General features: G+C 62.3%; 17 protein-coding genes and 1 pseudogene. 11 read left to right on the top strand and 7 right to left on the bottom strand.

Annotated features, from left to right (window positions below):
- Positions 1-6: 6 nt before the first annotated feature.
- Positions 7-855 (bottom strand): carboxylating nicotinate-nucleotide diphosphorylase, encoded by an 849-nt coding sequence (gene nadC / locus KVG85_RS16455; RefSeq protein WP_016771747.1) that lies wholly within the window; start codon positions 853-855, stop codon positions 7-9.
- Positions 856-1,122: 267 nt separating this feature from the next.
- On the opposite strand from nadC, the gene KVG85_RS16450 reads away from it, so the two are divergent.
- The 5 genes and pseudogenes from KVG85_RS16450 (at position 1,123) to KVG85_RS26310 (ending at position 7,002) form a co-directional block, all read left to right on the top strand.
- Complete coding sequence (locus KVG85_RS16450) at positions 1,123-3,300, top strand: DUF1631 domain-containing protein (RefSeq protein ID WP_217864380.1); 2,178 nt, start codon at positions 1,123-1,125, stop codon at positions 3,298-3,300.
- A gap of 64 nt (positions 3,301-3,364) precedes the next feature.
- Positions 3,365-3,925: a 1,6-anhydro-N-acetylmuramyl-L-alanine amidase AmpD gene (ampD, locus tag KVG85_RS16445; protein ID WP_071174363.1), complete on the top strand. Its 561-nt coding sequence runs from the start codon at positions 3,365-3,367 to the stop codon at positions 3,923-3,925.
- Positions 3,922-4,761, top strand: coding sequence for a regulatory signaling modulator protein AmpE (gene ampE, locus KVG85_RS16440; RefSeq protein ID WP_076565795.1), 840 nt, complete (start codon positions 3,922-3,924; stop codon positions 4,759-4,761). The genes ampD and ampE overlap by 4 nt, the downstream gene beginning before the upstream one ends.
- A gap of 243 nt (positions 4,762-5,004) precedes the next feature.
- A pseudogene (locus KVG85_RS26315) lies at positions 5,005-6,096 on the top strand (methyl-accepting chemotaxis protein); the annotation flags it as partial.
- Entirely contained in the window at positions 6,073-7,002 is a 930-nt protein-coding gene (locus tag KVG85_RS26310; RefSeq protein WP_371915159.1) for a methyl-accepting chemotaxis protein, read from the top strand. The pseudogene KVG85_RS26315 and the gene KVG85_RS26310, both read left to right, overlap by 24 nt.
- Positions 7,003-7,126: 124 nt before the next feature.
- Here KVG85_RS26310 and KVG85_RS16430 read toward each other — a convergent pair whose 3' ends face one another.
- Both KVG85_RS16430 and cra read right to left on the bottom strand, forming a co-directional pair.
- Positions 7,127-7,903 carry a TatD family hydrolase gene (locus tag KVG85_RS16430; RefSeq protein ID WP_217864378.1) on the bottom strand — a complete coding sequence of 259 codons (777 nt, stop codon included), beginning with the start codon at positions 7,901-7,903 and terminating at the stop codon, positions 7,127-7,129.
- A 3-nt stretch (positions 7,904-7,906) separates the two neighbouring features.
- Positions 7,907-8,902: a catabolite repressor/activator gene (cra, locus tag KVG85_RS16425; protein ID WP_024011578.1), complete on the bottom strand. Its 996-nt coding sequence runs from the start codon at positions 8,900-8,902 to the stop codon at positions 7,907-7,909.
- Positions 8,903-9,207: 305 nt separating this feature from the next.
- Between cra and ptsP the strand changes: the two genes are divergently transcribed.
- The 4 genes from ptsP to KVG85_RS16405 all read left to right on the top strand — a co-directional run bounded on the left by ptsP (position 9,208) and on the right by KVG85_RS16405 (position 16,472).
- Positions 9,208-12,069 (top strand): phosphoenolpyruvate--protein phosphotransferase, encoded by a 2,862-nt coding sequence (ptsP, locus tag KVG85_RS16420; RefSeq protein ID WP_217864377.1) that lies wholly within the window; start codon positions 9,208-9,210, stop codon positions 12,067-12,069.
- The gene (gene pfkB, locus KVG85_RS16415) at positions 12,069-13,010 is read left to right on the top strand and encodes a 1-phosphofructokinase (protein ID WP_217864376.1); all 942 of its coding nucleotides are present in this window, start codon (positions 12,069-12,071) and stop codon (positions 13,008-13,010) included. The genes ptsP and pfkB overlap by 1 nt, the downstream gene beginning before the upstream one ends.
- An 11-nt stretch (positions 13,011-13,021) precedes the next feature.
- Positions 13,022-14,755 carry a PTS fructose-like transporter subunit IIB gene (locus KVG85_RS16410; protein ID WP_217864375.1) on the top strand — a complete coding sequence of 578 codons (1,734 nt, stop codon included), beginning with the start codon at positions 13,022-13,024 and terminating at the stop codon, positions 14,753-14,755.
- A 175-nt stretch (positions 14,756-14,930) separates the two neighbouring features.
- Positions 14,931-16,472, top strand: coding sequence for an alkaline phosphatase D family protein (locus KVG85_RS16405; RefSeq protein WP_217864374.1), 1,542 nt, complete (start codon positions 14,931-14,933; stop codon positions 16,470-16,472).
- A 240-nt stretch (positions 16,473-16,712) separates the two neighbouring features.
- Here KVG85_RS16405 and KVG85_RS16400 read toward each other — a convergent pair whose 3' ends face one another.
- The 3 genes from KVG85_RS16400 to KVG85_RS16390 form a co-directional block, all read right to left on the bottom strand.
- Positions 16,713-17,081 carry an endonuclease domain-containing protein gene (locus KVG85_RS16400; protein WP_217864373.1) on the bottom strand — a complete coding sequence of 123 codons (369 nt, stop codon included), beginning with the start codon at positions 17,079-17,081 and terminating at the stop codon, positions 16,713-16,715.
- A 319-nt stretch (positions 17,082-17,400) separates the two neighbouring features.
- Complete coding sequence (locus KVG85_RS16395) at positions 17,401-19,929, bottom strand: PepSY domain-containing protein (RefSeq protein ID WP_217864989.1); 2,529 nt, start codon at positions 19,927-19,929, stop codon at positions 17,401-17,403.
- 236 nt (positions 19,930-20,165) lie between these two features.
- Positions 20,166-22,481 (bottom strand): TonB-dependent receptor, encoded by a 2,316-nt coding sequence (locus KVG85_RS16390; RefSeq protein WP_217864372.1) that lies wholly within the window; start codon positions 22,479-22,481, stop codon positions 20,166-20,168.
- Positions 22,482-22,688: 207 nt separating this feature from the next.
- On the opposite strand from KVG85_RS16390, the gene KVG85_RS16385 reads away from it, so the two are divergent.
- Positions 22,689-23,369, top strand: coding sequence for a Fe2+-dependent dioxygenase (locus KVG85_RS16385; RefSeq protein ID WP_122692827.1), 681 nt, complete (start codon positions 22,689-22,691; stop codon positions 23,367-23,369).
- Positions 23,366-24,106 carry a tetratricopeptide repeat protein gene (locus KVG85_RS16380; protein WP_217864371.1) on the top strand — a complete coding sequence of 247 codons (741 nt, stop codon included), beginning with the start codon at positions 23,366-23,368 and terminating at the stop codon, positions 24,104-24,106. The genes KVG85_RS16385 and KVG85_RS16380 overlap by 4 nt, the downstream gene beginning before the upstream one ends.
- 266 nt (positions 24,107-24,372) lie before the next feature.
- Here the strand turns inward: KVG85_RS16380 and KVG85_RS16375 are convergent, their stop codons facing one another.
- Entirely contained in the window at positions 24,373-25,536 is a 1,164-nt protein-coding gene (locus KVG85_RS16375) for a type III PLP-dependent enzyme (protein ID WP_016771733.1), read from the bottom strand.
- Positions 25,537-25,635: the final 99 nt, after the last annotated feature.

Genomic DNA, 25,635 nt, shown 5'->3' with positions numbered 1-25,635 from the left:
TGTAGCTCAGAGACTGAGTCTCATCGACAGGTCCACTGCTTTGACATCCTTGGTCATCGCACCGATCGAAATGTAATCCACGCCCGTTTCGGCGATCGGCAGCAGCGTGCTTTCGTTGATGCCGCCGCTGGCTTCCAGTTTCGCCTTGCCGGCGGTCAGGCGCACGGCTTCGCGCATGTCGTCCAGGCTCAGTTCGTCGAGCATGATGATGTCGGCGCCGGCTTCCAGCGCCTGCTTCAGCTCTTCAAGACTTTCCACTTCGATCTCCACCGGTTTGCCCGGGGCGATCTTGTGTGCGGCGGCCACGGCTTCGGCGATGCCACCACTGGCGGCGATGTGGTTTTCCTTGATCAGGAAGGCGTCGTAGAGACCGATGCGATGGTTGTGGCAGCCGCCGCAGGTCACCGCATATTTCTGTGCCAGACGCAGGCCGGGCAGGGTTTTGCGGGTGTCGAGCAACTTGACCTGCGTCTCGCCGACGAAGTCTGCCAGGTACTGCGCGCGCGTCGCCACGCCAGACAGCAACTGCAGGAAGTTCAATGCGCTGCGTTCACCGGTCAGCAGTGAGCGCGCCGGGCCTTCGAGGTGAAACAGCGGCTGATTGGCTTTGACCCGCTGGCCGTCGACCACTTGCCAATGCACCGCCACGCGCGGATCGAGCTGGCGAAACACCGCATCGACCCACGCGGTGCCGCAGATGACGGCGTCGTCACGGGTGATGATGGTGGCTTTGGCCAGGCGTTCGGCCGGGATCAGTTGCGCGGTGATGTCGCCGCTGCCGACGTCTTCGAGCAACGCACGGCGCACGTTGTTTTCGATTTCGGCGGTCAGATCGGCGAGACGTAGATTCGGCATAACGGACTCCACAAACAAAGTGGTTCGATTATAGGGGCAGGGCGCGAGCCAACCCAAGGCGAGAACGTGCGTGCCTGGCGCATCTGGTCGATTTTCCTGCGCTGAGTGCGAGGTGTATGGCGTATAGGGGAAACCCTGAGGCCTATAGCATCGTCGACCTCTTTTGCCAGATAATCCGCCTTGTATTTGACGTCATGGCTTTGACGAACGACTCCGCTGGGGCAGTGTCGAAAGCGACGAACCGAATCACCGTTCCAGGAGGCTTGGATGCGCAACGACGGGAAAGTGGTGCCTTTGCACCGGGCGACTGCCGATCTGGCGGACCACTCGCCGCTTGCCCGCTTGCCGGTGATTCTGCTGCAGGTCCGCGACAAGGCTGCGCAGCAGCTGCGCCACGATTTGCAGGAGCTGTTCGATAACGCCGACGACACGCTGTTCGAAATGGCCGACCGGGCGCGCAACGACGTCGATCAGAACATCTTTTTCGAAGCCATGCGCGACCTGCGCCTCAAACGCAAGAACATCGAGCGCGGCTTTCTTGAACTGTTCTTTGAAGCCTTCGCCGGCCTTACCCAATACGATCCCGCCGCCAACACCCTGCCACGCACGCCGGTGCTCGAAGAGTCGGCGCCGCGCACCGATGCCATGGAGCGCACCGTCGCCGTGCAGACCATGGTCAGTCGCGTGCTCAAGCGCGACGGCTTCGCTCTCGATCAACTGACCGCACGCTTCAGCTCGATGCTCGGCAAGCGTCTGGACGATCAGCACAACCCGCTGAGTCCGGCGATGCTCTGCGAATATTTCCTGCAGGCCGGGCGTAACCTCGGCGTCGAGATCAAGGTCAAGCTGATCCTGCTCAAGCTGTTCGAACGCTATGTGCTGGCTGACACCGAGCAGCTGTATGGCGAGGCCAATCAGTTGTTGCTCGCCACCGGCGTGTTGCCACATCTGAAGCCTGCCGTGGCTCGTCGCATGGTCGAGCCTGCGGACAGCGACACATTGATTGAAGATCTCGACGAGCCGCCAGCGGACGAAGGCATCGAGGAAGTGTTCGCCGCGATGCAGCAATTGCTCGCCCAGGTGCGCGGCCGCGTCACACCGACCCTGGAGCCCGGCGCCCCGGCGCATCCGATCAACACCCGCGACCTGCTGCGGTTGTTGTCGCACTTGCAGCAATACGTACCGGCGCTTGAGGCCCAGGAAGATTTCGATCTGCGCCATCAGCTCGAACAACTGCTGACCCGGGTCAGCGTCAGAAGTGGCCGCTCCCGCGTCGTCGCGACTGCCGACGAAGATGTGATCAACCTGATCGCCATGGTCTTCGACTGCATCCTCGATGATCGCAACGTGCCTGACGCGCTCAAGGCGCTGATCGGCCGACTGCAGATTCCGATGCTCAAGGTCGCCGTGCTGGACAAGAGTTTCTTCAGCCGCAGCACGCACCCGGCGCGGCGCCTGCTCAACGAAATCGCCGAGGCCGCAATGGGCTGGAGCGATTGCGACGGCGCTGAGCGCGACAACCTCTACGTGCGCATCGAGCAAGTGGTGCAACGCTTGCTGAGCGAGTTTGTCGACGACCCGGCGATCTTCTCCGAACTGCTCGCCGACTTCCTCGCCTTTACTCAGGAGGAGCGCCGCCGCACCGAACTGCTTGAACAACGCTTGCGTGATGCCGAGGAAGGCCGGGCAAAAGCCGAACTGGCTCAGCAGCGCGTTGCACAGGTGTTGCAGCAGGCTTTGCTGGGCCAGGTGCTGCCGGCGACGGTGGTCAGTTTCGTCCAGCAGGCCTGGAGCAAAGTGCTGTTGCTGACCTGCCTCAAGCACGGCGATCAGTCCGCCGAATGGCACGCCGACGTGCAGACCATGGAACAGTTGGTCTGGAGCGTGCAGCGCCATGACGACGGCGAATCCAGCCTGCGCCTGCTGGCACTGGTCCCGGGTTTGCTCAAGTCACTGCGCGATGGCCTGAGCAGCACCGCGTTCGACCCGTTTGCCACCAGCGAATTTTTCAGTGAGCTGGAGGCTCTGCACGTGCGCGTGCTGGAGCGTTCCGACGATGCCGAGCACAGCGCCATGCCGCTGATCGAAGTCACGCCCGAGGTCTTGCAGCACAGTGCCGAGCAGGCAACAGCCACCCCGGCGCCGCGCCTGGCGCAAGACGCTGCCGGTCTGTCTCAGGTCGAGCAGTTGCGTGTGGGCCACTGGGTGGTGTTCGACGCAGACGACGAACAGAGCTTGCGTTGCAAACTCGCCGCGATCATCGAAGAGACCGGCAAATATGTCTTCGTCGACCGCACCGGGACGAAGGTGCTGGAGCACAGCCGCGCCGACCTCGCCTTGGCTTTCAGCCGTGGCGCCGCGCGTGCGCTGGATGACACCTTGCTGTTCGACCGCGCACTGGAATCGGTGCTGGGCGACCTGCGGCGACTCAATCGCGGCAAGTGATCGCGCGGTGAGGGTGGATCGCGGCATACTGGGCGCCCACATGGTCGGCGTTGAAGGAATCGGTATGCAGTTGGATCCCGCGAGCGGGTGGTGTCATGGCGTGCAGATCTGCCCGTCGCCCAACTTCAATGAGCGCCCGGCGGGCGAAGTGTCCCTGTTGGTCATCCACAACATCAGCCTGCCGCCGGCGCAATTCGCCACGGGCAAGGTGCAGGAATTTTTCCAGAATCGTCTGGATGTCACCGAACACCCGTACTTTGCAGGCATCGCTGACCTGCGCGTCTCGGCGCATTTTCTGATCGAACGTGACGGCAAGGTCACCCAGTTTGTCTCTTGTCTGGAGCGCGCGTGGCACGCAGGCGTTTCAGTGTTCGAGGGCCGTGAAACCTGTAACGATTTTTCCGTGGGCATCGAGCTGGAAGGCACCGATGATCTGCCGTTCACCGACGAGCAATATCGCGCGCTGACTGCGCTGACCCGGCAATTGCAGAAACGTTTTCCGGCGATCACCGATCAGCGTATCTGCGGCCACAGCGATATCGCGCCGGGGCGCAAGACCGATCCGGGACCGGCATTCGACTGGGCACGCTACCGCGCAGCCCTGGCAAAAGAGGAAGGACAATGAGTTTTCTGGTGTTACTGCTGGCGGTGTGGATCGAGAAGTTTTCGGCCCTGCGCCATCGGCTTCAACGCGACGGCGGATGGATTCGCGAACTGCACAAACTCGAAAACAGCAAACGGCTGGCCAGGCAACCGTGGCTGGTGCTGACGATTCTGGTGCTGTGCCCGGTGGCGTTGCTGGCGCTGTTGCTGCTGGTGCTGGAACCGGTGGCGTACGGTCTGCTGGCGCTGCCGGTGCATTTGCTGGTGGTGATTTACAGCCTCGGGCGTGGCGACCTGCTCGGCGGCCTCGGCCCGTTCCGCGATGCCTGGCGCCGTGAGGATCTGCAAGCGGCGGCCCACGTGGCCAAGCGCGACCTGGACATCTGCGCCGACAGCGGCGAGCAATTGCTTGAGCAAGTGCAGGGGCATCTGCTGTGGCAGGCCTATCAGAGTTTTTTTGCGGTGATCTTCTGGTACTTCCTCCTCGGTCCGGTGGCGGCATTGGCTTATCGCCTGTTGGCGCTGGCCGAAGAGCACGGCAGCAATCCGGCGCTGGTCGAGCGTGCTGCGCAATTGCGTCACGCTTTCGATTGGGTGCCGGTGCGTTTGCTGGCGGCAAGTCTTGCGTTGGTCGGCAACTTCGTCGCGGTCAGCCGGGTGATGCTGCATGAGCTGCTGAACTGGAACATCAGCGCTGCGCAGTTGATCAACAAGGTCGGCCTGGCAGCCGGGGAAGTTCCACCGCCAGTGGTCGGCCCGGACGGCATCAACACCCTCGATTGCCTGTGGGAACTGCTGCTGCGTGCAGCAGTGCTGTGGTATGCCGGGTTTGCCTTGTGGACGGTTCTGGTTCACTGATAAGCCAGAGTGAAACTCATTGTGGCGAGGGGATTTATCCCCGATGGGCTGCGCCGCAGCCCTGAAAACCCTGTTCCACCATGCATCAGTAACCATAAGTTACAAAACCTCCCGCCGATTTACGCTATACAGAGATAGCGCCCGATAGTGGCTATCTGCTCTCGTCCCGCGCCTGCCAATAAAAACAAGAAAAACCAAGGGAGACTTCCAGTGAAGAGCTTGCTCTATCCCGCCGTCTCGCTGATGAACCGTCTGAGCTTCGGCATGAAGTTCAGCCTGATCAGCGTGCTGTTCCTGGTGCCGATGCTGGTGACCAATTTCTATCTGGTACGCGATTCCTATCGCGAATTTCAGGGCACTCGCGTCGAACTGCAGAGCCTTGACCTGCTCGGCAGCAGCCTGAGCCTGCGCCGGGATCTGGAGACCCTGAACAATCTGGTGCAGATCGACGTCACCCTCGGCCAGTCCGGCAAGGCCGGCAATGTCGAGGCGCAGATCCAGGCGCTGGAGCAAGCCGTGCTCGCGCGCCTCGAAGGGTTGACGGCGATGACCGAAGATCCCGAGCAGATCAAGCAGTTCGAGGCCAAGCGCGATGAAATGATCGCCGGGTTCAAGGCCCAGCAAGCGGAGAGCTCGCTGCAAAGCAAAAGCGCGTTGATCGGCAAGTTGCTCGCCAGTGCGCAGATTTTCAGCCAGATCATTACCAGTCAGGCCGGGTTGAGCCGCGACAACCAGAGCGACATTCGTCAGCTCAGCGAACTGGTCACGCTGATTACCCCCAGCGTCACGCAAACCCTCGGCGAGGGCCGGGCGATGGGTTCGTATTCGTTGGGTCAGGGTTTTCTCAACAGTTCCTCGAGCACGCGTTTTGACGAGTTGCTGGTGCAGATCGAAAAACTCCAGGCCGAGTACGCCCTGAAACTGCAAGACGCCCTCGGCTCCAGCAACGCCGCACGCGAATCCCTCAGTGCCCAGGCCGACAGCAGCAAGGCTTCGCTGAAGCAGGCCAGCGAGCTGTTCGAAGAACAAGTGGTGATGGCCGACACCCTCGATGCGCCGTGGCAGGCGTTTTACGACCAAGTGACCGGGCTGATGGAACACACCTACCAGCTCAATCAGGCCACGCTGAAATTCCTCGACAGCCAATTGCAGCAGCGTCTGGCGCAGAACCGCACGCACATGATTCTGCAAGCCTCGGCGCTGTCGGTGGTCTTTGTGCTGATTTTCTATCTTTATGGCGGTTTCTACGCCTCGACCCGGACCACCCTGAAAAGCCTTGGCGCCATGATGGACAAGGTCGCCGCCGGTGACATGACCGTCAACTTCAAGGCCAGCAGCCGCGATGAACTGGGCGAGTTGGGCGAGGTGTTCAACGGCACGGTGAAGAAGATCCACGACCTGATCGAGCGTGTCGGCCACACCGTTGGCGAGGTCGAGCGTCAGGCCGGACAGGTCGAAAGCGTCTCGGCGCAGAGCAATCAGGCCGTGGCCGGGCAGCGCTCGCAGATCGAACAAGTGGCGACGGCGATGAACCAGATGTCGGCGACTTCAATGGAAGTCGCTCGCAGTGCCGCCGCTGCGGTGAGCAGCGCCCACAGCGTCAACGACGAAACCCTCAGCGGGCGCGGCCTGGTGGAATCGCAGCAGGGCAGCATTGCCGCGCTGGCCAGCGAGATTGATCAGTCGGTGCTGGTGATCAATCAACTGGCCAGCGACAGCCAGTCGATCAGCCGTGTACTGGAAGTGATCAAGAGCATCGCCGAGCAGACCAACCTGCTGGCGCTCAATGCGGCGATCGAAGCGGCGCGAGCCGGCGAGCAGGGGCGCGGCTTTGCCGTGGTCGCAGATGAAGTGCGCACGTTGGCCAAGCGTACCCAGCAATCGACTGAAGAAATCGAGCAGATGATCGCCAAACTGCATGGCGGCGTCGGCGCGGCGGTGAAGGCCATGGGCGTCAGCCATCAGATGGCGAACGGCACGGTGGGCCAGTCGGAGAAGGTCCAGCAGGCGCTGGAGAACATTCTTGGCGCGGTGGGCATGATCGTCGACCAGAACCAGCAGATCGCCGCTGCCGTCGAACAGCAGACCGCCGTGGCCCACGACATCGATCAGAACATCGTCGAGATCAACCGCGCTGGCGAACGCACAGCACAAGGTGCACACCAGACCGAAGATGCCAGCCGCGCGCTGTCGGCGCAGGTGGTTGAGCTCAAACAACTGATCAGCGCGTTTCGCGTCTGAAAGGCTGGAACCGGATCAAAAATGTGGGAGCGAGCCTGCTCGCGAAGGCGGTGGGTCAGGCATTGACGATGTCACTGACAGATTGCTTTCGCGAGCAGGCTCGCTCCCACAGGGGATGGCGGTGTTACCAGCCGAAGACTTCGCAGCAGTTGGCGGTGCTGGCGTTGGCCAGTTGTTCAGGCGTGATATTCATCAGCTCGGCCAGCGCCGCACAAATCGCCGGCAAATGCGCCGGGCTGTTGCGCTGGCCGGGGAACATGGCGGGGGCCATGTCCGGTGAGTCGGTTTCCAGTACCACCGATTGCAGCGGCAGTTCCGGCAGCACCCGATGCATGCGCAGCGCCTGCGGCCAGGTCGGTGCGCCGCCGAGGCCCAGTTTGAAACCAAGCTTGATGTATTCCCGCGCTTCTTCGCGGCTGCCGGCGAAGGCGTGGATGATGCCGGCGCGCTTGAGTTTGAAGCGCTTGAGCGTGGCGATCACCGCCGCGTGGCTGCGGCGTACGTGGATCAGCGCCGGCAGCTCGAAGTCCGCCGCCAGTTGCAGCTGCGCTTCGAACAACGCCTGTTGCCGTTCGCGATCGAGGTTTTCGATGAAATAATCGAGGCCGATTTCGCCCACCGCGCATAACTGCCGATGCCCGCGCAAGCGCGTCAGCCAGTCCCCCAGCGCGTGCAAATCCTCGGGGCGATGCTGATCGAGAAACACTGGGTGCAGTCCGAACGCCGCGTACAGGTCGGCATCGCTCTGCATCAGATCCCACACCCGTTGCCAGTTGCCCTGATGCACACCCAGCACGACGATGCGCCGCACGCCGAGGGCACGGCTTTCGGCCAGCAGCGCCGCGCGATCGGCGTCGAAGTCGGGGAAGTCGAGGTGGGTGTGGCTGTCGATCAGCTCCACGATTCAGTCCCGATGAATACGCTGCTTGAAGGTCCGCGCAATGGCTTGCACGCCCGGTTGGTAGTCGTCCTGCTCCACGGCGGCCAGCGCCAGTTCCAGGGCCTTGTCGGCGATCAACTGGTGTTGCTGGGACATGGCATTGACCGGCAGCGGCAGGAAATCCAGCAACTGCGTGTCGCCAAAGGTGCCGAGGCGCAGCGGCCGCGATTTCAGCGGGAAATCATGCAGCGCATCGAACACGCCTTGCAGCAGCACGTAGGAAGTAGTCACCAGCGCGTCAGGCAAATGCCCCAGCCGTTGCAGGAGTTCTTCCATCAATTGCTTGCCGCACTCACGGCTGAACGACTCGGCGTGCTCGACCAGCACCTCGCCTTTGAAATCGTTGAGCGCTGCGCGGAAACCGGCGGCACGTTCCTGGCTGATGCTCAGCTCCGGGCGTGCGCCGAGCAGCACGATCTGCTTTGGCTGCGGATCGAGCAGACTTTGGGTCAGATGCAGGCTGGCCTCGCGGTCGTCGCTGATCACCGAGCAGAAATGCTCCGGCTCCATGACCCGGTCGATGGCGATGATCGGCAGCCCCTTGGCCTGCAACTGCCGATAGCTGTCATCACCGGCCGGCAGGCAACTGGCGACGATCAGCGCATCGCAACGGCGGGCGCGGAACAGTTGCAGCAACTGGCGCTCGCTGTCCGGCGCATCGTCGGAGCTGGCGATCAGCAATTGATAACCGCGCGCCCGCGCGCCTTGTTCGAGCAACTTGGCGATCCGCGCGTAACTGGGGTTTTCCAGATCCGGCAGGATAAAACCCAGGGTGCGCGTATGCCGACTGCGCAGGCCGGCCGCTTGCGGATTGGGCGTGAAGCCGTGCAGATCGACCACCGCGCGCACGCGCTCGACGGTCGCGTTGCTGATGCGTTGCTGTTCGGCCTTGCCGTTGATGACGTAGCTGGCGGTGGTGACGGAGACGCCGGCCAACCGCGCGATATCACTGAGTTTCAACCCGGTATTTCCTTGTTTTTTCGAGCATGCCGCGACATTTTCGCCAATCCTACCCGATAAGGGCAGCCGACTTATTGCCTAAGCAGATCCGACCAGTTGGACTTCAAGGATGAGACATTATCGAGTAACGTGCCGATCAATCTAGATTAAACGTTTCAGCAAGCGTATTTTCTACGTTTTAGACGCCTTTGGCCGGTCCTGCCGTGAAACCGCCAAAACTGCCGCTGAAAAGCGCGGCAGAGCGCCTAAGCTGTGAACCATTCAAAACAATACCTGGCGTTGAACTGCGCCAAAAAGGAGATCGCATGCTCGAGCTCACTATAGAGCAGATATCCATGGGCCAGTCGGCCGTGGATAAACCCGCTGCCCTGCAATTGCTGGCCAGTCATCTGGTCGCCGATGGTCTGGTTGCCGACGGCTACCTTGCCGGCCTGCAGGCCCGGGAAGCCCAGGGCTCGACCTTTCTCGGTCAAGGCATCGCCATTCCCCACGGTACCCCGGAAACCCGCGATCAGGTATTCGCCACTGGCGTGCGCCTGATGCAGTTTCCTGATGGCGTCGATTGGGGCGATGGCCAGATCGTCTATCTGGCGATCGGCATCGCGGCGAAATCCGACGAACACCTGCGCCTGCTGCAACTGCTGACCCGCGCCCTCGGCGAGACCGATCTGGGCCAGGCCTTGCGTCGCGCCAGCTCCCCCGAAGCGCTGCTGAAACTGTTGCAAGGCGCGCCGCAGGAACTGGCGCTGGATGCGCAGATGATCGGCCTCGGCGTGTCGGCCGACGATTTCGAAGAACTGGTCTGGCGCGGCGCACGTCTGCTGCGTCAGGCCGATTGTGTGAGCAACGGCTTTGCCGGCGTGTTGCAGCAAGTCGAAGCGCTGCCTCTGGGCGACGGCCTGTGGTGGCTGCACAGCGAGCAGACCGTGAAGCGTCCGGGGCTGGCGTTTGTCACCCCGGACAAACCGATGCGCTACCTCGGCCAGCCGCTCAGCGGTCTGTTCTGCCTCGCCAGTCTGGGCGAAGCGCATCAGGCGCTGCTCGAGCGGTTGTGCGCGTTGCTGATCGAAGGTCGCGGCCACGAACTGGGCCGCGCCACCAGCAGCCGCAAAGTCCTCGAAGTGCTCGGCGGTGAACTGCCGGCCGATTGGCCGAGTGCGCGTATTGCCCTGGCCAACGCCCACGGTTTGCATGCGCGGCCGGCGAAGATCCTCGCGCAACTGGCGAAGAGTTTTGACGGCGAAATCCGCGTGCGCATTGTCGACAGCCAGGACAGCGCCGTGTCGGTGAAGAGCCTGAGCAAACTGCTCAGTCTCGGCGCCCGCCGCGGTCAGGTGCTGGAGCTGATCGCCGAGCCGAGCATCGCCGCCGATGCCTTGCCGGCCCTGCTCGCGGCGATTGAAGAAGGCCTCGGTGAAGAAGTCGAGCCGCTGCCGGCCGTGAGCGAGCAGCGCGAAGTGATCGCCGACATCGCCGAAGTGCTGGTCGCCCCCGCGTCCGGCAGCCTGTTGCAGGCGATTCCCGCCGCACCGGGCATTGCCATTGGCCCGGCGCACATTCAGGTGCTGCAAGCCATCGATTACCCGTTGCGCGGCGAGTCGGCGGCCATCGAGCGCGAGCGCCTCAAGCAAGCGCTGAGCGACGTGCGCCGCGACATTCAGGGCTTGATCGAACGCAGCAAGGCCAAGGCGATTCGCGAGATTTTCATCACTCACCAGGAAATGCTCGACGACCCGGATCTGACCGACGAAGTCGACACCCGCCTCAAGCAAGGCGAAAGCGCCGAAGCGGCGTGGATGGCAGTGATCGAAGCCGCCGCCAAACAGCAGGAATCGCTGCAGGACGCTTTGCTTGCCGAGCGTGCCGCCGATCTGCGCGACATCGGTCGCCGGGTGCTGGCGCAGCTGTGTGGCGTGCAGACCGCGAACGAACCTGAGCAACCGTACATTCTGGTGATGGACGAAGTCGGCCCGTCCGATGTCGCGCGCCTGGATCCTGCGCGAGTGGCGGGGATTCTCACCGCGCGCGGTGGCGCTACCGCGCACAGCGCCATCGTTGCCCGTGCCCTCGGGATTCCAGCGTTGGTCGGCGCGGGGGCGGCGGTGCTGTTGCTCGAGCCGGGCACGCCGCTATTGCTCGACGGTCAGCGTGGCCGTCTGCATGTCGACGCCGATGCCGCGACCCTCAAGCGTGCCGCTGAAGAGCGCGACACCCGCGAGCAACGCCTGAAGATCGCCGCCGAACAACGCCATCAACCGGCACACACCACCGACGGCCACGCCGTCGAAGTGTTCGCCAACATCGGCGAAAGCGCAGGCGTGACCAGCGCGGTGGAGCAGGGCGCCGAAGGCATTGGTCTGCTGCGCACCGAACTGATTTTCATGGCCCACCCACAGGCACCGGATGAGGCGACCCAGGAAGCCGAATACCGTCGCGTCCTCGATGGTCTGGCCGGACGTCCGCTGGTGGTGCGCACGCTCGACGTCGGCGGCGACAAACCGCTGCCGTATTGGCCGATTGCCAAGGAAGAAAACCCGTTCCTCGGCGTGCGCGGCATCCGCCTGACCCTGCAGCGTCCGCAGATCATGGAAGCGCAACTGCGCGCCTTGCTGCGCTCGGCCGATAATCGCCCGTTGCGAATCATGTTCCCGATGGTCGGCAGCGTCGAAGAATGGCGCCAGGCCCGCGACATGACCGAACGCCTGCGTTTGGAAATTCCGGTCGCCGACCTGCAATTGGGGATCATGATCGAGGTGCCGTCGGCCGCGCTGCTTGCGCCGGTATTGGCCAAGGAAGTCGACTTCTTCAGCGTCGGCACCAACGACCTGACCCAATACACCCTGGCCATCGACCGTGGTCATCCGACGCTGTCTGCACAAGCGGACGGCTTGCACCCGGCGGTGCTGCAACTGATCGACATCACCGTGCGTGCCGCCCATGCCCATGGCAAATGGGTGGGTGTCTGCGGCGAGCTGGCGGCGGACCCGCTGGCGGTGCCGGTGCTGGTTGGCCTCGGTGTCGACGAGCTCAGCGTGTCCGGGCGCAGCATTGCCGAAGTCAAGGCACGCATCCGTGAACTCAGCCTGCCCCAGGCGCAAACCCTCGCTCAACAGGCCCTGGCCGTGGGCAGCGCGAATGAAGTGCGCGCATTAGTGGAGGCCCTGTAATGGCCAAGATTCTCACCCTGACCCTCAACCCGGCACTCGACCTCACCGTCGAGCTGTCACGGCTGGATGCCGGTCAGGTCAATCGCAGCGAGGAGATGCACACCCACGCTGCGGGCAAAGGCGTCAATGTCGCCCAGGTGCTGGCGGATCTCGGCCATCAGGTCACCGTCAGCGGCTTTCTCGGCGAAGACAATCTGCAAGCGTTCGAAACCCTGTTCGCCAAGCGTGGTTTTGTCGACGCGTTCATCCGCGTGCCGGGCGAGACGCGCAGCAACATCAAAGTCGCCGAACAGGACGGACGCATCACCGACATCAACGGTCCGGGGCCAATGGTCGATGCAACGGCGCAGCAAGCTTTGCTTGATCGCTTGCTGCAGATCGCACCGGGGCACGATGCGGTGGTGGTCGCCGGCAGTCTGCCGCGTGGCGTCACGGCGCAATGGTTGCGCGAGCTGATTGAACGGTTGAACGCGCTCGGCTTGAAAGTCGCCCTCGATTCCAGCGGCGAAGCCTTGCGCGCTGCGTTGCAGGCCAGCCCCTGGCTGATCAAGCCGAACACCGAAGAACTGGCCCACGCCCTCGGCTGCGAAGTGGTGTCGCCGATCGCCGAAGCACAAGCCGCCGCACGTTTGCACGGCCAAGGCATCGAGCACGTGGTGATCTCCCACGGCGCCGACGGGGTCAACTGGTTCAGTGTCGGCTCGGCCCTGCACGCCACGCCGCCGAAGGTCAGCGTGGCCAGCACGGTCGGTGCCGGCGATTCCTTGCTGGCCGGCATGCTCCACGGTCTGCTCAGCGCCGACACCCCCGAGCAAACCCTGCGCACCGCCACCGCGATTGCGGCCATGGCGGTGACCCAGATCGGTTTTGGCATCAACGACTCTGCGCAACTGGCGCAGCTCGAACAGGGTGTGCGCGTGCGCCCCCTGACAGAACAATAAGAGGGTTTGTGATGAAGTTAGCCATTGTTACGGCTTGCCCGAACGGCATGGTCACCAGTGTGCTGTGCGCGCGCCTGCTCGATGCAGCGGCGCAGCGTCAGGGCTGGAGCACCAGCGTTGAAGTGGTCGATCCGGCACACCCGGAACGCGAAATCTCGGCGGCGACCATCGAAGCCGCCGAGTGGGTCTTGCTGGTCACCACTGGCACGGTGGACATGAGTCGCTTTGTCGGCAAGCGCGTGTTCCAGATCGCTCCGGCGCAGGCCTTGCAGGATGTCGAAGCGGTGCTGCGTCGCGGTGCCGAAGAGGCCGAAGTCTACGTGGCCAGCGCAGCCGAACCGGCGATCGATGCGCCCCGTGCGCCACGCATCGTCGCCATCACGGCCTGCCCGACCGGCGTCGCCCACACCTTCATGGCCGCCGAAGCGTTGCAGCAGACTGCCAAGCGCCTGGGCTATGAATTGCAGGTCGAAACCCAAGGCTCGGTAGGCGCGAAAACCCCGCTCAGCGCAACGGCCATCGCCGACGCAGACGTGGTGCTGCTGGCGGCAGATATCGACGTCGCCACCGAGCGTTTCGCCGGCAAGAAAATCTATCGCTGCGGCACGGGCGTTGCCCTGAAGCAATCCGAAGCGACCCTGAAAAAAGCCTTGGCCGAAGGCGCTGTCGAAAGTGCGGCAAGCGACGGCAAGGCTGCGGCCAAGTCGGAAAAAACCGGCGTCTACAAACACCTGCTCACGGGTGTGTCATACATGCTGCCAATGGTGGTGGCGGGTGGTTTGCTGATCGCGTTGTCGTTCGTGTTCGGCATCACCGCTTACAAGGAAGAAGGCACGCTGGCGGCCGCGCTGATGCAGATCGGCGGCGACACCGCGTTCAAGCTGATGGTGCCGCTACTCGCCGGTTACATCGCCTACTCGATCGCCGACCGCCCGGGCCTTGCGCCGGGGATGATCGGCGGCTTGCTCGCAGGCACTCTGGGCGCCGGATTCATCGGCGGGATCATTGCCGGTTTCATCGCCGGTTATGCCGCCAAAGCCATCGCCCGCTATGTGAAATTGCCGCAGAGCCTGGAAGCGCTGAAGCCGATTCTGATCATTCCGTTGCTGGCCAGTCTGGTCACCGGCCTGGTGATGATTTACGTGGTCGGCAAACCGGTCGCCGGCATGCTCGCGGCGCTTACGCAGTTTCTCGACAGCATGGGCACCACCAACGCGATTCTGCTCGGTGTGTTGCTCGGCGGCATGATGTGCGTCGATCTCGGTGGGCCGATCAACAAGGCTGCCTATGCGTTTTCGGTGGGGCTGCTGGCCTCGCAGAGTTACGCACCGATGGCCGCGACCATGGCCGCCGGCATGGTGCCGCCGATTGGTCTGGGCATCGCCACCTTCATTGCCCGGCGCAAGTTCGCCCAGACTGAACGCGAGGCCGGCAAAGCGGCTTTCGTGCTCGGCCTGTGCTTTATCTCCGAAGGGGCGATTCCGTTTGCGGCGAAAGATCCGCTGCGGGTGATTCCGGCGAGCATCGCTGGCGGCGCGCTGACCGGTGCCCTGTCGATGTACTTCGGCTGCAAGCTGATGGCGCCGCACGGTGGCTTGTTTGTGCTGGCGATCCCGAATGCGATCAACCATGCGCTGCTGTATCTGCTGGCGATCGTCGCGGGGAGCCTGGTAACGGCGGTGGTATATGCGCTGCTCAAACGGCCTGAGGCTGTCGAACTACCGCTGGAGCCCGCCAAGGCCTGACCGACAGCACCAAATCCCTGTGGGAGCGAGCCTGCTCGCGAAAGCGGAGTGTCAGCTGAAGATGTGGTAACTGGCGGGACGCCTTCGCGAGCAGGCTCGCTCCCACAGGAGTCTGCATTGTCATAGCCGGTTCATACACCCGTGCTTAAGTTTTCCCTTTTGCAGGGAGAACACCATGAGCGATTTCAACCTCGGCCGGCGTCGCGTCATGCAAGCTGTCGGCGCCGGGCTGTTGCTGCCGGGGCTGGCGCCGGCGGTGATCGCCTCGGTCAAGGATCGTCCGCAGCTCACCGACGGCGTGCAGTCCGGCGACCTGCAAGGCGACCGCGCGATGATCTGGAGCCGCAGCGATCGCCCGGCGCGCATGGTGGTCGAATGGGACACCGGCAGCCTGTTCGGCAACCCGCGCAAATTCGTCTCGCCACTGGCCGATGCACGCAGCGATTTCACCGCCCGCGTCGAACTCACCGGCCTGCCGGCCAACCAGGCAATTTTCTATCGCGTGCACTTCGAAGACGCCCAGAGCGGCGTCGCCAGCGAACCGTGGTTCGGCCATCTGCGCAGCGTGCCAACGACAAAACGCGACATTCGGTTTGTCTGGAGCGGTGACACCGTCGGCCAGGGTTTCGGGATCAACCCGGACATCGGCGGCATGCGCATCTACGAAGCCATGCGCCTGCGCCTGCCGGACTTCTTTATACACAGCGGCGACACCATCTACGCCGACGGCCCGGTGCCCGCGCAACTGACCACCGAAAGCGGGCGCATCTGGCGCAATATCACCACCGAAGCCAAAAGCAAAGTCGCGCAGACCCTCGACGACTATCGCGGCAACTATCGCTACAACCTGATGGACGAAAACATCCGCCGCTTCAATGCCGAAGTGCCGCAGATCTGGCAGTGGGACGATCACGAAGTGGTCAACAACTGGTCACCGGGCAAGCAGCTGGATGAGCGCTATCAGGAGAAAGATATCCACAAACTGGTCAGCCGCGCGCGGCAGGCGTGGCTGGAATATGCGCCGATGCGTTTGCAAGCGGCGGACGGCGGCGGGCGCATTTATCGCAAGCTCAGTTACGGACCGATGCTCGACGTATTCGTGCTGGATATGCGCAGCTATCGCGAGGCCAACGATGCCAACCTCGGCGCGGCAAAACCGTTTCTCGGGCGTGAGCAACTGGACTGGCTCAAGCGTGAATTGCAGGCGTCGACGGCGCAGTGGAAAGTCATCGCCGCCGACATGCCTATCGGCCTTGGCGTCCCGGACGGCGAGGTCAGCCCTGGCGTCGCGCGTTGGGAAGCCGTGGCCAACGGCGACCCCGGCCCGGCGCAGGGGCGCGAACTGGAAATTGCCGAATTGCTCGGCTTTCTGCGCGCGCAGCAGGTGCGTAATTTCGTGTTTCTGACGGCGGACGTGCACTACTGCGCGGCGCATCACTACCACCCGGACCGCGCCGCGTTTCAGGATTTCGAACCGTTCTGGGAATTTGTTGCCGGGCCGTTGAACGCCGGCAGTTTCGGGCCGAATCCGTTGGACAAGACGTTCGGGCCTGAGGTGGTTTTCGAGAAGGCGCCGCCGGCGCAGAACACCTCGCCGTTTGCCGGGTTTCAGTTTTTTGGTGAGGTGAATATCGAAGGGCAGAGCGGGGAGATGAGTGTGGTGTTGCGGGATCTGGATGGGGTGGCGGTGTTTGAGCAGAAGTTGCAGCCTGTTTAATCCCGCTGGATCAAAAACCCCTCACCCCAGCCCTCTCCCGGAGGGAGAGGGAGCCGACCGAGGTGTCTTGCGTCATGCATCGACCTGAAAGACCGAGGTGATTGTGGATGCAGCAACTTTCGTCGTCTCAGTTCAGGATCGGGCATGCGGGCGTGTCGGATTTGGATTCGGCGAAAGACGTTCAGGTCGGCATATAGCGTGAATGATTCGCGGTCGGTCCCCTCTCCCTCTGGGAGAGGGCTAGGGTGAGGGCATTTTCCGCTCTGCCGCAATTCTGATGATCTGCTCCAATACATCATCCATCTGCTGAAGCACCTCAAGATTGCTGAATCGCACGACTTCAATGCCTTGTTGAGACAGGAAGTTCGACCGGCGCCGATCGTAAAGCACCCCGGCCGTCTCATAGTGCTGGCCACCATCCAGCTCAATCGCCAACCTCAACTCCACACAATAGAAATCCAGCACAAACGGCGGACATGGAAACTGTCGGCGAAATTTCAGGTTGGCGATCTGCCGGGACCGCAGGCGCTGCCAGAGCAGGTGTTCGCAATCTGTCTGGTTGGTGCGTAACTGGCGGGCGAATTGGGCGAGGGTGGGGCGGCTTGGCATGGCTTCACGGTCCTTGTGAAGTTGACTGGAGACTTAACAGTAGCCCATTTTCCCTCACCCCAGCCCTCTCCCGGAGGGAGAGGGAGCTGACCGAGGTGTCTTGCGTCGTGCATCGACTTGGAAGACCGAGGCGATTATGGCTTGGTAACAGCCAGGTCGCCTTTCGATTTGGCACGGCGCGGTTATGATTCAGTACCGCCTCGTCTTGGCGAATCCGGATTCGGCGAAGGACGCTCAGGTCGGCGTCGATCTCGCGCATCCCCCGATCAGTCCCCTCTCCCTCCGGGAGAGGGCTAGGGTGAGGGGCTTCTCGCAGGCGTTAGTAAACATCCCGGCGATACCGTCCCAGCTCGATCAGCCGTTCAACTTCAGCAGCGCCGAGAACATCATTGAGCACCTGATCCACCCCCGAAGCCATCCCTTGGAGGCTGCCACAGACATAAATCACCGCCCCCTCCGCCAGCCACTTTTTCAGCTCCTCAGCCGACTCCCGCAAGCGATCCTGCACATAAACCTTCTCAGCCTGATCCCGCGAAAACGCCAGATCCAGCCGCGCCAGATCACCATTGACCAGCCACTCTTCGAGCTCGGCGCGGCAGAGGAAATCGTGCTCGCGGTTGCGCTCGCCGAACAGCAGCCACTGCCGTTGCTGACCATCGGCAATGCGTGCCTTGAGCAGGCTACGCAGGCCGGCGAGGCCAGTGCCGTTGCCCAGCAGGATCATCGGCACGGGTTCGTTCGGCAGATGGAAACCGCTGTTGCGCCGCACGCGCAGGCTGATGCTGCCGCCAACCGGCGCATGCTCGGTGAGCCAGCCGGAGCCGATGCCGAGGCTGCCGTCGTTGTGCTGTTCCTGGCGCACGATCAGTTCCAGCACGCCGTCAGCGGCAATCGAGGCGATCGAGTATTCGCGCATCGCCAGCGGCACCATCGCGTCGACCAGCGACTGCGCATGCAAACCGACCAGATGTGCGCGGTGTTCGGGCAGTTGCCGTGAGGCGAGGGCCACTTCCAGCGGCTCGTCGATGCCGTTGACCTTCACCGGGGTTTCGCCACGAATGCCGAGGCCGTCGAGGAAATGTTCGATGGCCCACGGGCAATTGCGTGGCAGCACTTCGACCAAGTCACCGGCGAGCCAGCTGCGGGTGTCCGGGGCTTTGAGACCGAGCAGGTAGACCGGCGCGCCGCTGCTGTCGGGGTTCATCAGTTCGCGACGGACCAGCGTCCAGTTGTCGTAGCTCGGTGCATGCCAGGTTTCGCTCGGCGCCTGTCCGGTGAGCTGGCCGAGTTGGGTTTGCCAGTGACGCAGCGCGTAAGGATCGCCGCTGTCGACTTCCACCGGGGCGAACAAGGTCTTGCCGCCGTGTTCGCCGAGCCATTGATGCAAGCGCTTGGCGAAGCCGCAGAAGTGCGCGTACTGCCGATCGCCGAGGCCGAGCACGGCGTAGTTGAGGCTGTCGAGTGTCGAGGCCTTGGCCAGCACTTTGCGCTCGAAACCACGGGCGCTGTCCGGCGCTTCGCCGTCGCCGAAGGTGCTGACCACGAACAATGCGTTATTCGAGTCCCGCAGATCCTGTTCGCTCAGATTGGCCAGCGGCTGCACGTTGACCGGCAATCCGGCGGCCTGCAATTGTCCGGCGGTCTGCCACGCCAGTTGCTCGGCGAATCCGCTCTGGCTGGCGAAACCGATCAGCCACGCCGAAGCATCGGCGGACGGTTGTGCGAGACCTTGGCGGGCATCCTTGATCTGCTTTTTCTTGCGTCGACGGTCCAGATACAGCAGCCAGCCAGTGATGAAAAACAGCGGCATGCACACCGCCGCAATCGTCACGATGATGCGCCCGACGAGGCCAAAATAGCTGCCCACGTGCAGCGCATAAATGCTGGTCAGCAGTTGGGCCTTGAAGCTTTTGTCGGCATAGCGGTCGACGCGTTTGACCACTCCGGTGGCCGGATCGAGGGTGATCTGGTTCAGCGCGCGGTCATGGGGCGAGCTGTCGAGCAGGTAGAACACCGTCGCCGGCTGGCCGGCAACCGCCGGCATGCGAATGTTGTACGCGGCCAGACCCGGGCCGGCAGCGCTGTAGATGCTGCTCCACATCGCCGCGTAGTCGGCCGTCGGTGGCGGGCCTTCCGGCGCCGGGCCGCGACCGCCGCGTACGCGTTCGTTTTGCGGCGCGTCGGAAAGCAGTCGGGTCAGGCCTTTGTTGTACCACTGGTACGACCATGACAAGCCGGTCAACGCCAGCAGCAGATAGACCAAAAGGCACCAGGTGCCGGCCACCGAGTGCAGATCCCAATTGAACGCGCGGCCCTTCTTCTTCCAGTCCAAGGTTAACCACACGCGCCAGCTGTTCCACTGACGCGGCCAACGCAAATACAGACCAGAAAGGCAGAAGAACAACAGCATCAAGGTGCAGGCGCCGGTGATGTTGCGCCCGGTGTCGCCCATGGCGAGGAACCGGTGCAGTTGCAGCATCAGGCCGAAGAAGTCCTGGCCAGTGGCGTCGCCCTTGAACTCGGCGGTGTACGGATCGAAGTAGCGCATCTCGCCACGCCGTTCGCCCTTGGGCGGAGTGAAGAATACCCGTGCGGCGTGACCGCTGTCGGTCTCGACCCAGAGCATCGCGACTTTCTTGCCGGAGGCGGCTTCGATGCGCTCCACCAGTTCCACTGGCGGCAGCACGCCGGCGACCTGCTTTTCCACCTGCAGAACGGACGGATTCAGCGCGCGCAGGATCTCGTCCTGAAACGAATAGGCCGCGCCGGTGATGCCCATCAGAGCCAGCACCAGCCCTGCGGTGATGCCAAAAAACCAGTGCAACTGGAACAGGGTTTTCTTCAACACGTCACTCGCCGTCCGTTCGAAAATTGTCATCACGGCGCGCATTATGCCGTGGGTTATCAAGAAGCGTTTTGCGTAACACACAAAAGCCCCGTTCAACTGAATGAACGGGGCCTGATCCGTTTCGCAGATCTTAAGTGGGAGCGAGCTTGCTCGCGAAGGCGTCGTGTCAGTCAGCATCGACTTCACTGAGCCACCGCTTTCGCGAGCAAGCTCGCTCCCACAGGTTTTCACATCGGTCAGAAGTGGAAATTGGTGCTCAACAGCGCCGTGCGGCCCGCCGCCTGGTTGGCGAAGTGGGTCGAGAAGGCTTTGTCGTAATAGGTTTCGTCGGTCAGGTTCTGCACGTTGAGTTGCAGGTCGACGTTCTTGGTCAGCTTGTAGGCCGCCATCGCGTCGTAACGCACGTACGAATCGACCATCGTCGTGTTGGCGACACTGCCGTAGACGTCGTCGACGTAGAACGCGCCACCACCGATCGTCAGCTTCGGCGTGACCTGATACGTGGTCCACAGGCTGGCGCTGTTTTTCGGTGTGTTCGGCAGATCGTTGCCGTCGTTGGCGCGACCCAGCGGGCCACCGTCAACCTGTTCGCTGTCCATGAAGGCGTAACCGGCGAACACCTGCCACTTGTCGGTGATCTTGCCGCTGGCCGACAGTTCGAAGCCTTGCACGCGGGTCTTGCCGGCGTTCTCGTAGGAACTGGTATCGACTTGCACGCGAGCGTTTTCCTTCTCGGTGCGGAAGATGTCGGCGGTCAGCGACAGGCGATCGTTAAGCAGATCCCACTTGGTGCCGATTTCGTAGTTCTTGGTGGTTTCCGGCTCCATGTCGCTGCTCAGCAGGTTGCCGCTGCGATCCGGGGTGCCGCCCAGCGGGTTGCCTTCCTGACCTTCGCCCAAAGTGTTGCCCGGCGGCGTCGCCGAGGTTGCATAGGAGGCGTAGATGCTGCCGTTTTCCGCCGGCTTGTAGACCACGCCGAACTGGCCGGTGACGAATTCGCTGGTGTCATCACCCTTGGAGGTGGTGGTCCCTGCGGCGTTGTAGGTTTTGTAGTCGGTGTCGAAGTGGTCGTAGCGCAGGCCCATGTTCACCAGCCACTGCTCGGACAACTCCAGCGTGTCGAACACGTACAGCGCGTAGGTGTCGGCCTGGGTGTCGGTGCCGGCGTAGTTGCGCGAGATTGCGCCGTTCCACGGATCGTTCGGATTCGGGTTCGACAGCGAGGTGCAGTTGTAACCGCTGGCCGCGCCGATCAGGCCCGGGTTGCAGTTGGTGGTGACGGCGCTGGTGCGCGGCGTGGTGTCGGTGTTGACGTTGTACGAGGATTTCTCGCTCTGCTCACGGGTGTATTCGACACCGGTGGAGAAGCTGTTCTTGAAACCGGCCACGTAGAAGGTGCCGAACAGGTCGGTCTGGTTGGTGGTGGTTTCGGTGTTGCTCACCCGCGTGTTGGCCCGACGCCAGACGCTGCCGTTGTTGACGTTGCCCTTGCTGTCGTCCGGCTGGGTGAGGATGTAATCCTGCATGCTGCTGCCGTGGCGCAGGGTGTTCTTGATGGTCAGCGCATCGTTCAGGTCGTGCTCGATGGCGAAGGTCGCGGTGTCGGTGCGGCCCTTGCGGAAGTCACGATCCAGACCATAGAAGTTGTCGTGATCGCCACCGGCGTATGGCTTGTCCGGGTTGGACTTGGTGCGTGCGGCCGAACCACCGGTGGGAATGGTGTACGGGATGCCCGAGTCCGGGGTGTCGTTGCTTTCCAGATGGTAGTAGTCGAGGTTGACGCGGGTATCGGTGCCCAGGCCGAAGGCCAGCGACGGCGCGATGCCCCAACGGTCGTAATCGACCTTGTCGCGACCGGCGACGTTGCTCTCGTGGCTCATCAGGTTGAGCCGGCCGGCAGCGCTGTCGCTGAACTGGTAGTTGCCGTCGAGGGTGTAGCGCTGGGTCTGGTCGGAGCCGTAGGTGAAGCCGCCATCGAACGAATTACCCAGATGGGCTTTCTTGCTCACCAGATTGATGCTGCCGCCGGCCGCGCCACGACCGCCGATAGCGGAGTTCGGGCCCTTGCTGACTTCGATGTTCTCGACGGCGAAAATCTCGCGGCTCTGCGAACCGGTGTCGCGCACGCCGTCCAGGTAGGTGTCGCCCTGGGCGTCGAAGCCACGAATGAACGGACGGTCGCCCTGCGGGTTGCCGCCTTCACCGGCGCCGAAAGTGATGCCCGGCACCGTGCGCAAGGCGTCCTGCATGTTCAGCGCGCCGGTGTCCTTGAGCACTTGTTGCGGAATAACGGTGACCGAGCGCGGCGTATCGACCAGCGGCGCGGTGTATTTGGGTGAGGAGGCTTTTTCGACTTGGTAGGAGGTCGAATCCTGGGCTTCGCCGGTGATGGCGGTGGCGTCCAGGGCAATGGCATTGCCGGACGCTTTGCTGTCGGTTTTTTCCGCTGCGAAGACCATCTGGCCAGCGGCGCCGGCGCTGATCGCGACACCGATTGCCGAGGCGAGCAGACGTGGTGAACTGACCGGTAATTGTGCGTGTTGACGTGCCATTTTTATTCCCCTCCCCAAGGATTTGAGGCGGCGGAATATAGGGTAAACAGGTATTCGTATCAATTGCGAAACATTGTTATTCGCATTGAATTTACATTCTTTACAATTTGCCCTTACGGTTTCTGCCTGTTCGTTCGTCTTGCGGGTTTTACACGGTCAATAAGAATCAATACCATTGCCGCCTTCTTGCCATCAGGTGACATCGCCATGCTGCTGCACATTCCCGGGCTGTTCGCAAAAGACGAAGTGCAGCGCATCCGCCAAGCCCTGGAGCAAGCGGATTGGGCCGATGGCAAGATCACCGCCGGCTTCCAGTCGGCCAAGGCCAAGCACAATCTGCAATTGCCCGAAGGCCACCCGCTGGCCAAGGAAATCGGCGCGGCGATGCTTGAGCGGCTGTGGAAAAATCCGCTGTTCATGTCTGCCGCACTGCCGCACAAAGTCTTCCCGCCGCTAGTGAACTGCTACACGGCCGGCGGCAGTTTCGATTTCCACATCGACAATGCCGTGCGCCAGCCCAAGGGCAGCATCGAGCGGGTGCGCACCGATCTGTCGGCGACGCTGTTTTTCAGCGAGCCTGAAGGTTATGACGGCGGCGAACTGGAGATTCAGGACACCTACGGCACCCAGCGCGTGAAGCTGCCAGCCGGCGACATGGTGTTGTATCCGGGCACCAGTTTGCACAAGGTCAATGCGGTCACACGTGGTGCGCGTTATGCGTCATTTTTCTGGACGCAGAGCCTGGTGCGCGAAGACAGCCAGCGCGCGTTGCTGTTCGAGATGGACGGGGCGATTCAGCAGCTGACTCAGGACGTCCCCGATCACCCTTCGCTGATCCGCCTCACCGGCACTTATCACAACTTGCTGCGGCGTTGGGTCGAGGTATGAGTTTCCAGCTACGCCGCGAGGAAGTCCTCGATGCGGCCGGGTTGGCGGCGATGCTTGAAGAAAGCCCGGCCCGCGCTGCGCAGGCGATTTTGCTGGCAGCGGGCGAGGGCGAGGTTGAAGCGCAGGCGTTGCTTGGGCAGATCCTGCTGGATGGCCAAGGCATCGCCCAGGATCAGCCATTGGCGCTGCGCTGGTTCGCTATTGCCGCCAATCGCGGGCATCTGATGGCGCGCAACATGCTCGGGCGTTGCCATGAGCATGGTTGGGGATGTGCGGCGGAAGCCTCGGTGGCGGCGCAGCATTATCGAATCGCTGCCGAGGCGGGGCTGGACTGGGCGATGTACAACCTTGCAAATCTACTGGCCACCGGGCGCGGGGTGACGGTTGATCATCAGCAAGCGTTGGCGTTGTACCGGCGCGCGGCTGAGTTGGGCCATGCGAAATCGATGAATCTGCTGGGGCGTTATCTGGAGGAAGGGCAGGTGTGTCCGGCGGATCCGCTGGCGGCGCGCGAGTGGTATCGGCGTTCGGCCGAGGCTGGGGATTTTCGTGGGCAGTTCAGTTATGCGGCGGTGTTGGCGGCTGAGGGGCGGGTTGATGAAGCGGTCGAGTGGCTGGAGAAAGCCTTGGCCGCCGGCAATCTGAATTTCCTGCGGGTGGCGAGTCAGACGTTGGCGAGTGCTGTAGATCCGAAGATTCAGGCGTTGGCTGGGCGGTATGCGCTTCGGTGCCAATAGCCCTCACCCTAACCCTCTCCCAGAGGGAGAGGGGACTGACCGAGTTGGATGTTCCAGGTACACCGACCTGAGATATCCAGTCGACCTCAGGTTTTGAAGAGCCCCCGATCTGCTCCCTTTCCCCCTCGCCCCCTTGGGGGAGAGGGCTGGGGTGAGGGGGATAGATCGAAAGCACACCACAAACCTCAAGGCCAGACACGAAAAAGCCCATGACACGTCATGGGCCTTTCACTTGCAGCCAGCAGCTCGAAACTTGCCGCTGCCTCTTAAACGTAAAACGACTTCAGCGGCGGGAAGCCATTGAACTCGACCGCGCTGTAACTGGTGGTATATGCACCGGTCGACAGCCAGTACAGACGATCACCAATCGCCAGGTTCAGCGGCAAGCCATACTTGTAGTTCTCGTACATGATGTCGGCGCTGTCGCAGGTCGGGCCGGCGATCACGACTTCTTCCATCTCGCCTTTCTTCTCGGTCCAGATCGGGAACTTGATCGCTTCGTCCATGGTTTCGATCAGGCCGGAGAACTTGCCCACATCGGTATACACCCAGCGCTCGACGGCAGTGCGCGACTTGCGCGCAACCAGCACCACTTCGCTGACCAGAATACCGGCGTTGGCAATCAGCGAACGGCCCGGCTCCAGAATGATTTCCGGCAGGTCGTCACCGAAGTCTTCTTTCAGGAAGCGGATGATTTCTTCGGCGTAGGTTTCCAGGCTGTTGGTGCGGGTAATGTAGTTGGCCGGGAAGCCGCCGCCCATGTTGATCAGCTTGAGGTGGATGCCGTCTTCTTCTTTCAGGCGTTCAAAGATCACTTTGACCTTGGCGATCGCCGCGTCCCAGACGCTGATGTCGCGCTGTTGCGAACCGACGTGGAACGAGATGCCGTATGGCACCAGACCCAGGTCGCGGGCGAGGATCAGCAGGTCCATGGCCATGTCGGTCTGGCAGCCGAACTTGCGCGACAGTGGCCAGTCAGCGGTGGTCGAGCCTTCAGTGAGGATGCGCACATAGACTTTCGAACCCGGTGCAGCCTTGGCGATGTTGCGCAGGTCGGCTTCGGAGTCGGTGGAGAACAGACGCACGCCCTTCTCATAGAAGTAGCGGATGTCCTTGGATTTCTTGATGGTGTTGCCGTAGCTGATACGGTCCGGGCTGACGCCGCGATCCATGACCTTGTCCAGCTCGTAGATCGAGGCAATGTCGAAGCTCGAACCCTTGTCTTTGAGCAGGTCGATGATCTCGACGGCCGGGTTGGCCTTGACCGCGTAGTAGACTTTGGCGAATTCGAAACCGGCGCGCAGGTCGTCGTAGGCCTGGGCGATCATCGCGGTGTCGATCACCACGAACGGGGTTTCCTGTTTGTCGGCGAACGCCTTCATTTTGTCGAATGTAGCGCGCGCGAAATAGTCTTCGACCTGGATCGACATGCTGGGTGCTCCTATGGGCAAACTCGTAAAAACAATGGGTGCATGAACGCCCTCCGTATCCCCACTTTGGTTCGCCTACTTCCCAAGGCATGTCGCCGA

Origin of the sequence: Pseudomonas triticicola (assembly GCF_019145375.1) — a bacterium.
GTDB lineage: Bacteria > Pseudomonadota > Gammaproteobacteria > Pseudomonadales > Pseudomonadaceae > Aquipseudomonas > Aquipseudomonas triticicola.
Note: the sequence above shows the minus strand (reverse complement) of the source record. Positions and strands in the feature narration are given on the sequence as shown.

Coding starts and splice junctions, on each gene's coding strand:
- KVG85_RS16385 (WP_122692827.1), top strand. CDS start 22,689: ATGCTGCTGCACATTCCCGGGCTGTTCGCAAAAGACGAAGTGCAGCGC.
- ptsP (WP_217864377.1), top strand. CDS start 9,208: ATGCTCGAGCTCACTATAGAGCAGATATCCATGGGCCAGTCGGCCGTG.
- KVG85_RS16400 (WP_217864373.1), bottom strand. CDS start 17,081: ATGCCAAGCCGCCCCACCCTCGCCCAATTCGCCCGCCAGTTACGCACC.
- KVG85_RS16390 (WP_217864372.1), bottom strand. CDS start 22,481: ATGGCACGTCAACACGCACAATTACCGGTCAGTTCACCACGTCTGCTC.
- ampD (WP_071174363.1), top strand. CDS start 3,365: ATGCAGTTGGATCCCGCGAGCGGGTGGTGTCATGGCGTGCAGATCTGC.
- KVG85_RS16380 (WP_217864371.1), top strand. CDS start 23,366: ATGAGTTTCCAGCTACGCCGCGAGGAAGTCCTCGATGCGGCCGGGTTG.
- KVG85_RS26310 (WP_371915159.1), top strand. CDS start 6,073: ATGACCGTCAACTTCAAGGCCAGCAGCCGCGATGAACTGGGCGAGTTG.
- KVG85_RS16410 (WP_217864375.1), top strand. CDS start 13,022: ATGAAGTTAGCCATTGTTACGGCTTGCCCGAACGGCATGGTCACCAGT.
- KVG85_RS16405 (WP_217864374.1), top strand. CDS start 14,931: ATGAGCGATTTCAACCTCGGCCGGCGTCGCGTCATGCAAGCTGTCGGC.
- nadC (WP_016771747.1), bottom strand. CDS start 855: ATGCCGAATCTACGTCTCGCCGATCTGACCGCCGAAATCGAAAACAAC.
- KVG85_RS16450 (WP_217864380.1), top strand. CDS start 1,123: ATGCGCAACGACGGGAAAGTGGTGCCTTTGCACCGGGCGACTGCCGAT.
- ampE (WP_076565795.1), top strand. CDS start 3,922: ATGAGTTTTCTGGTGTTACTGCTGGCGGTGTGGATCGAGAAGTTTTCG.
- pfkB (WP_217864376.1), top strand. CDS start 12,069: ATGGCCAAGATTCTCACCCTGACCCTCAACCCGGCACTCGACCTCACC.
- KVG85_RS16375 (WP_016771733.1), bottom strand. CDS start 25,536: ATGTCGATCCAGGTCGAAGACTATTTCGCGCGCGCTACATTCGACAAA.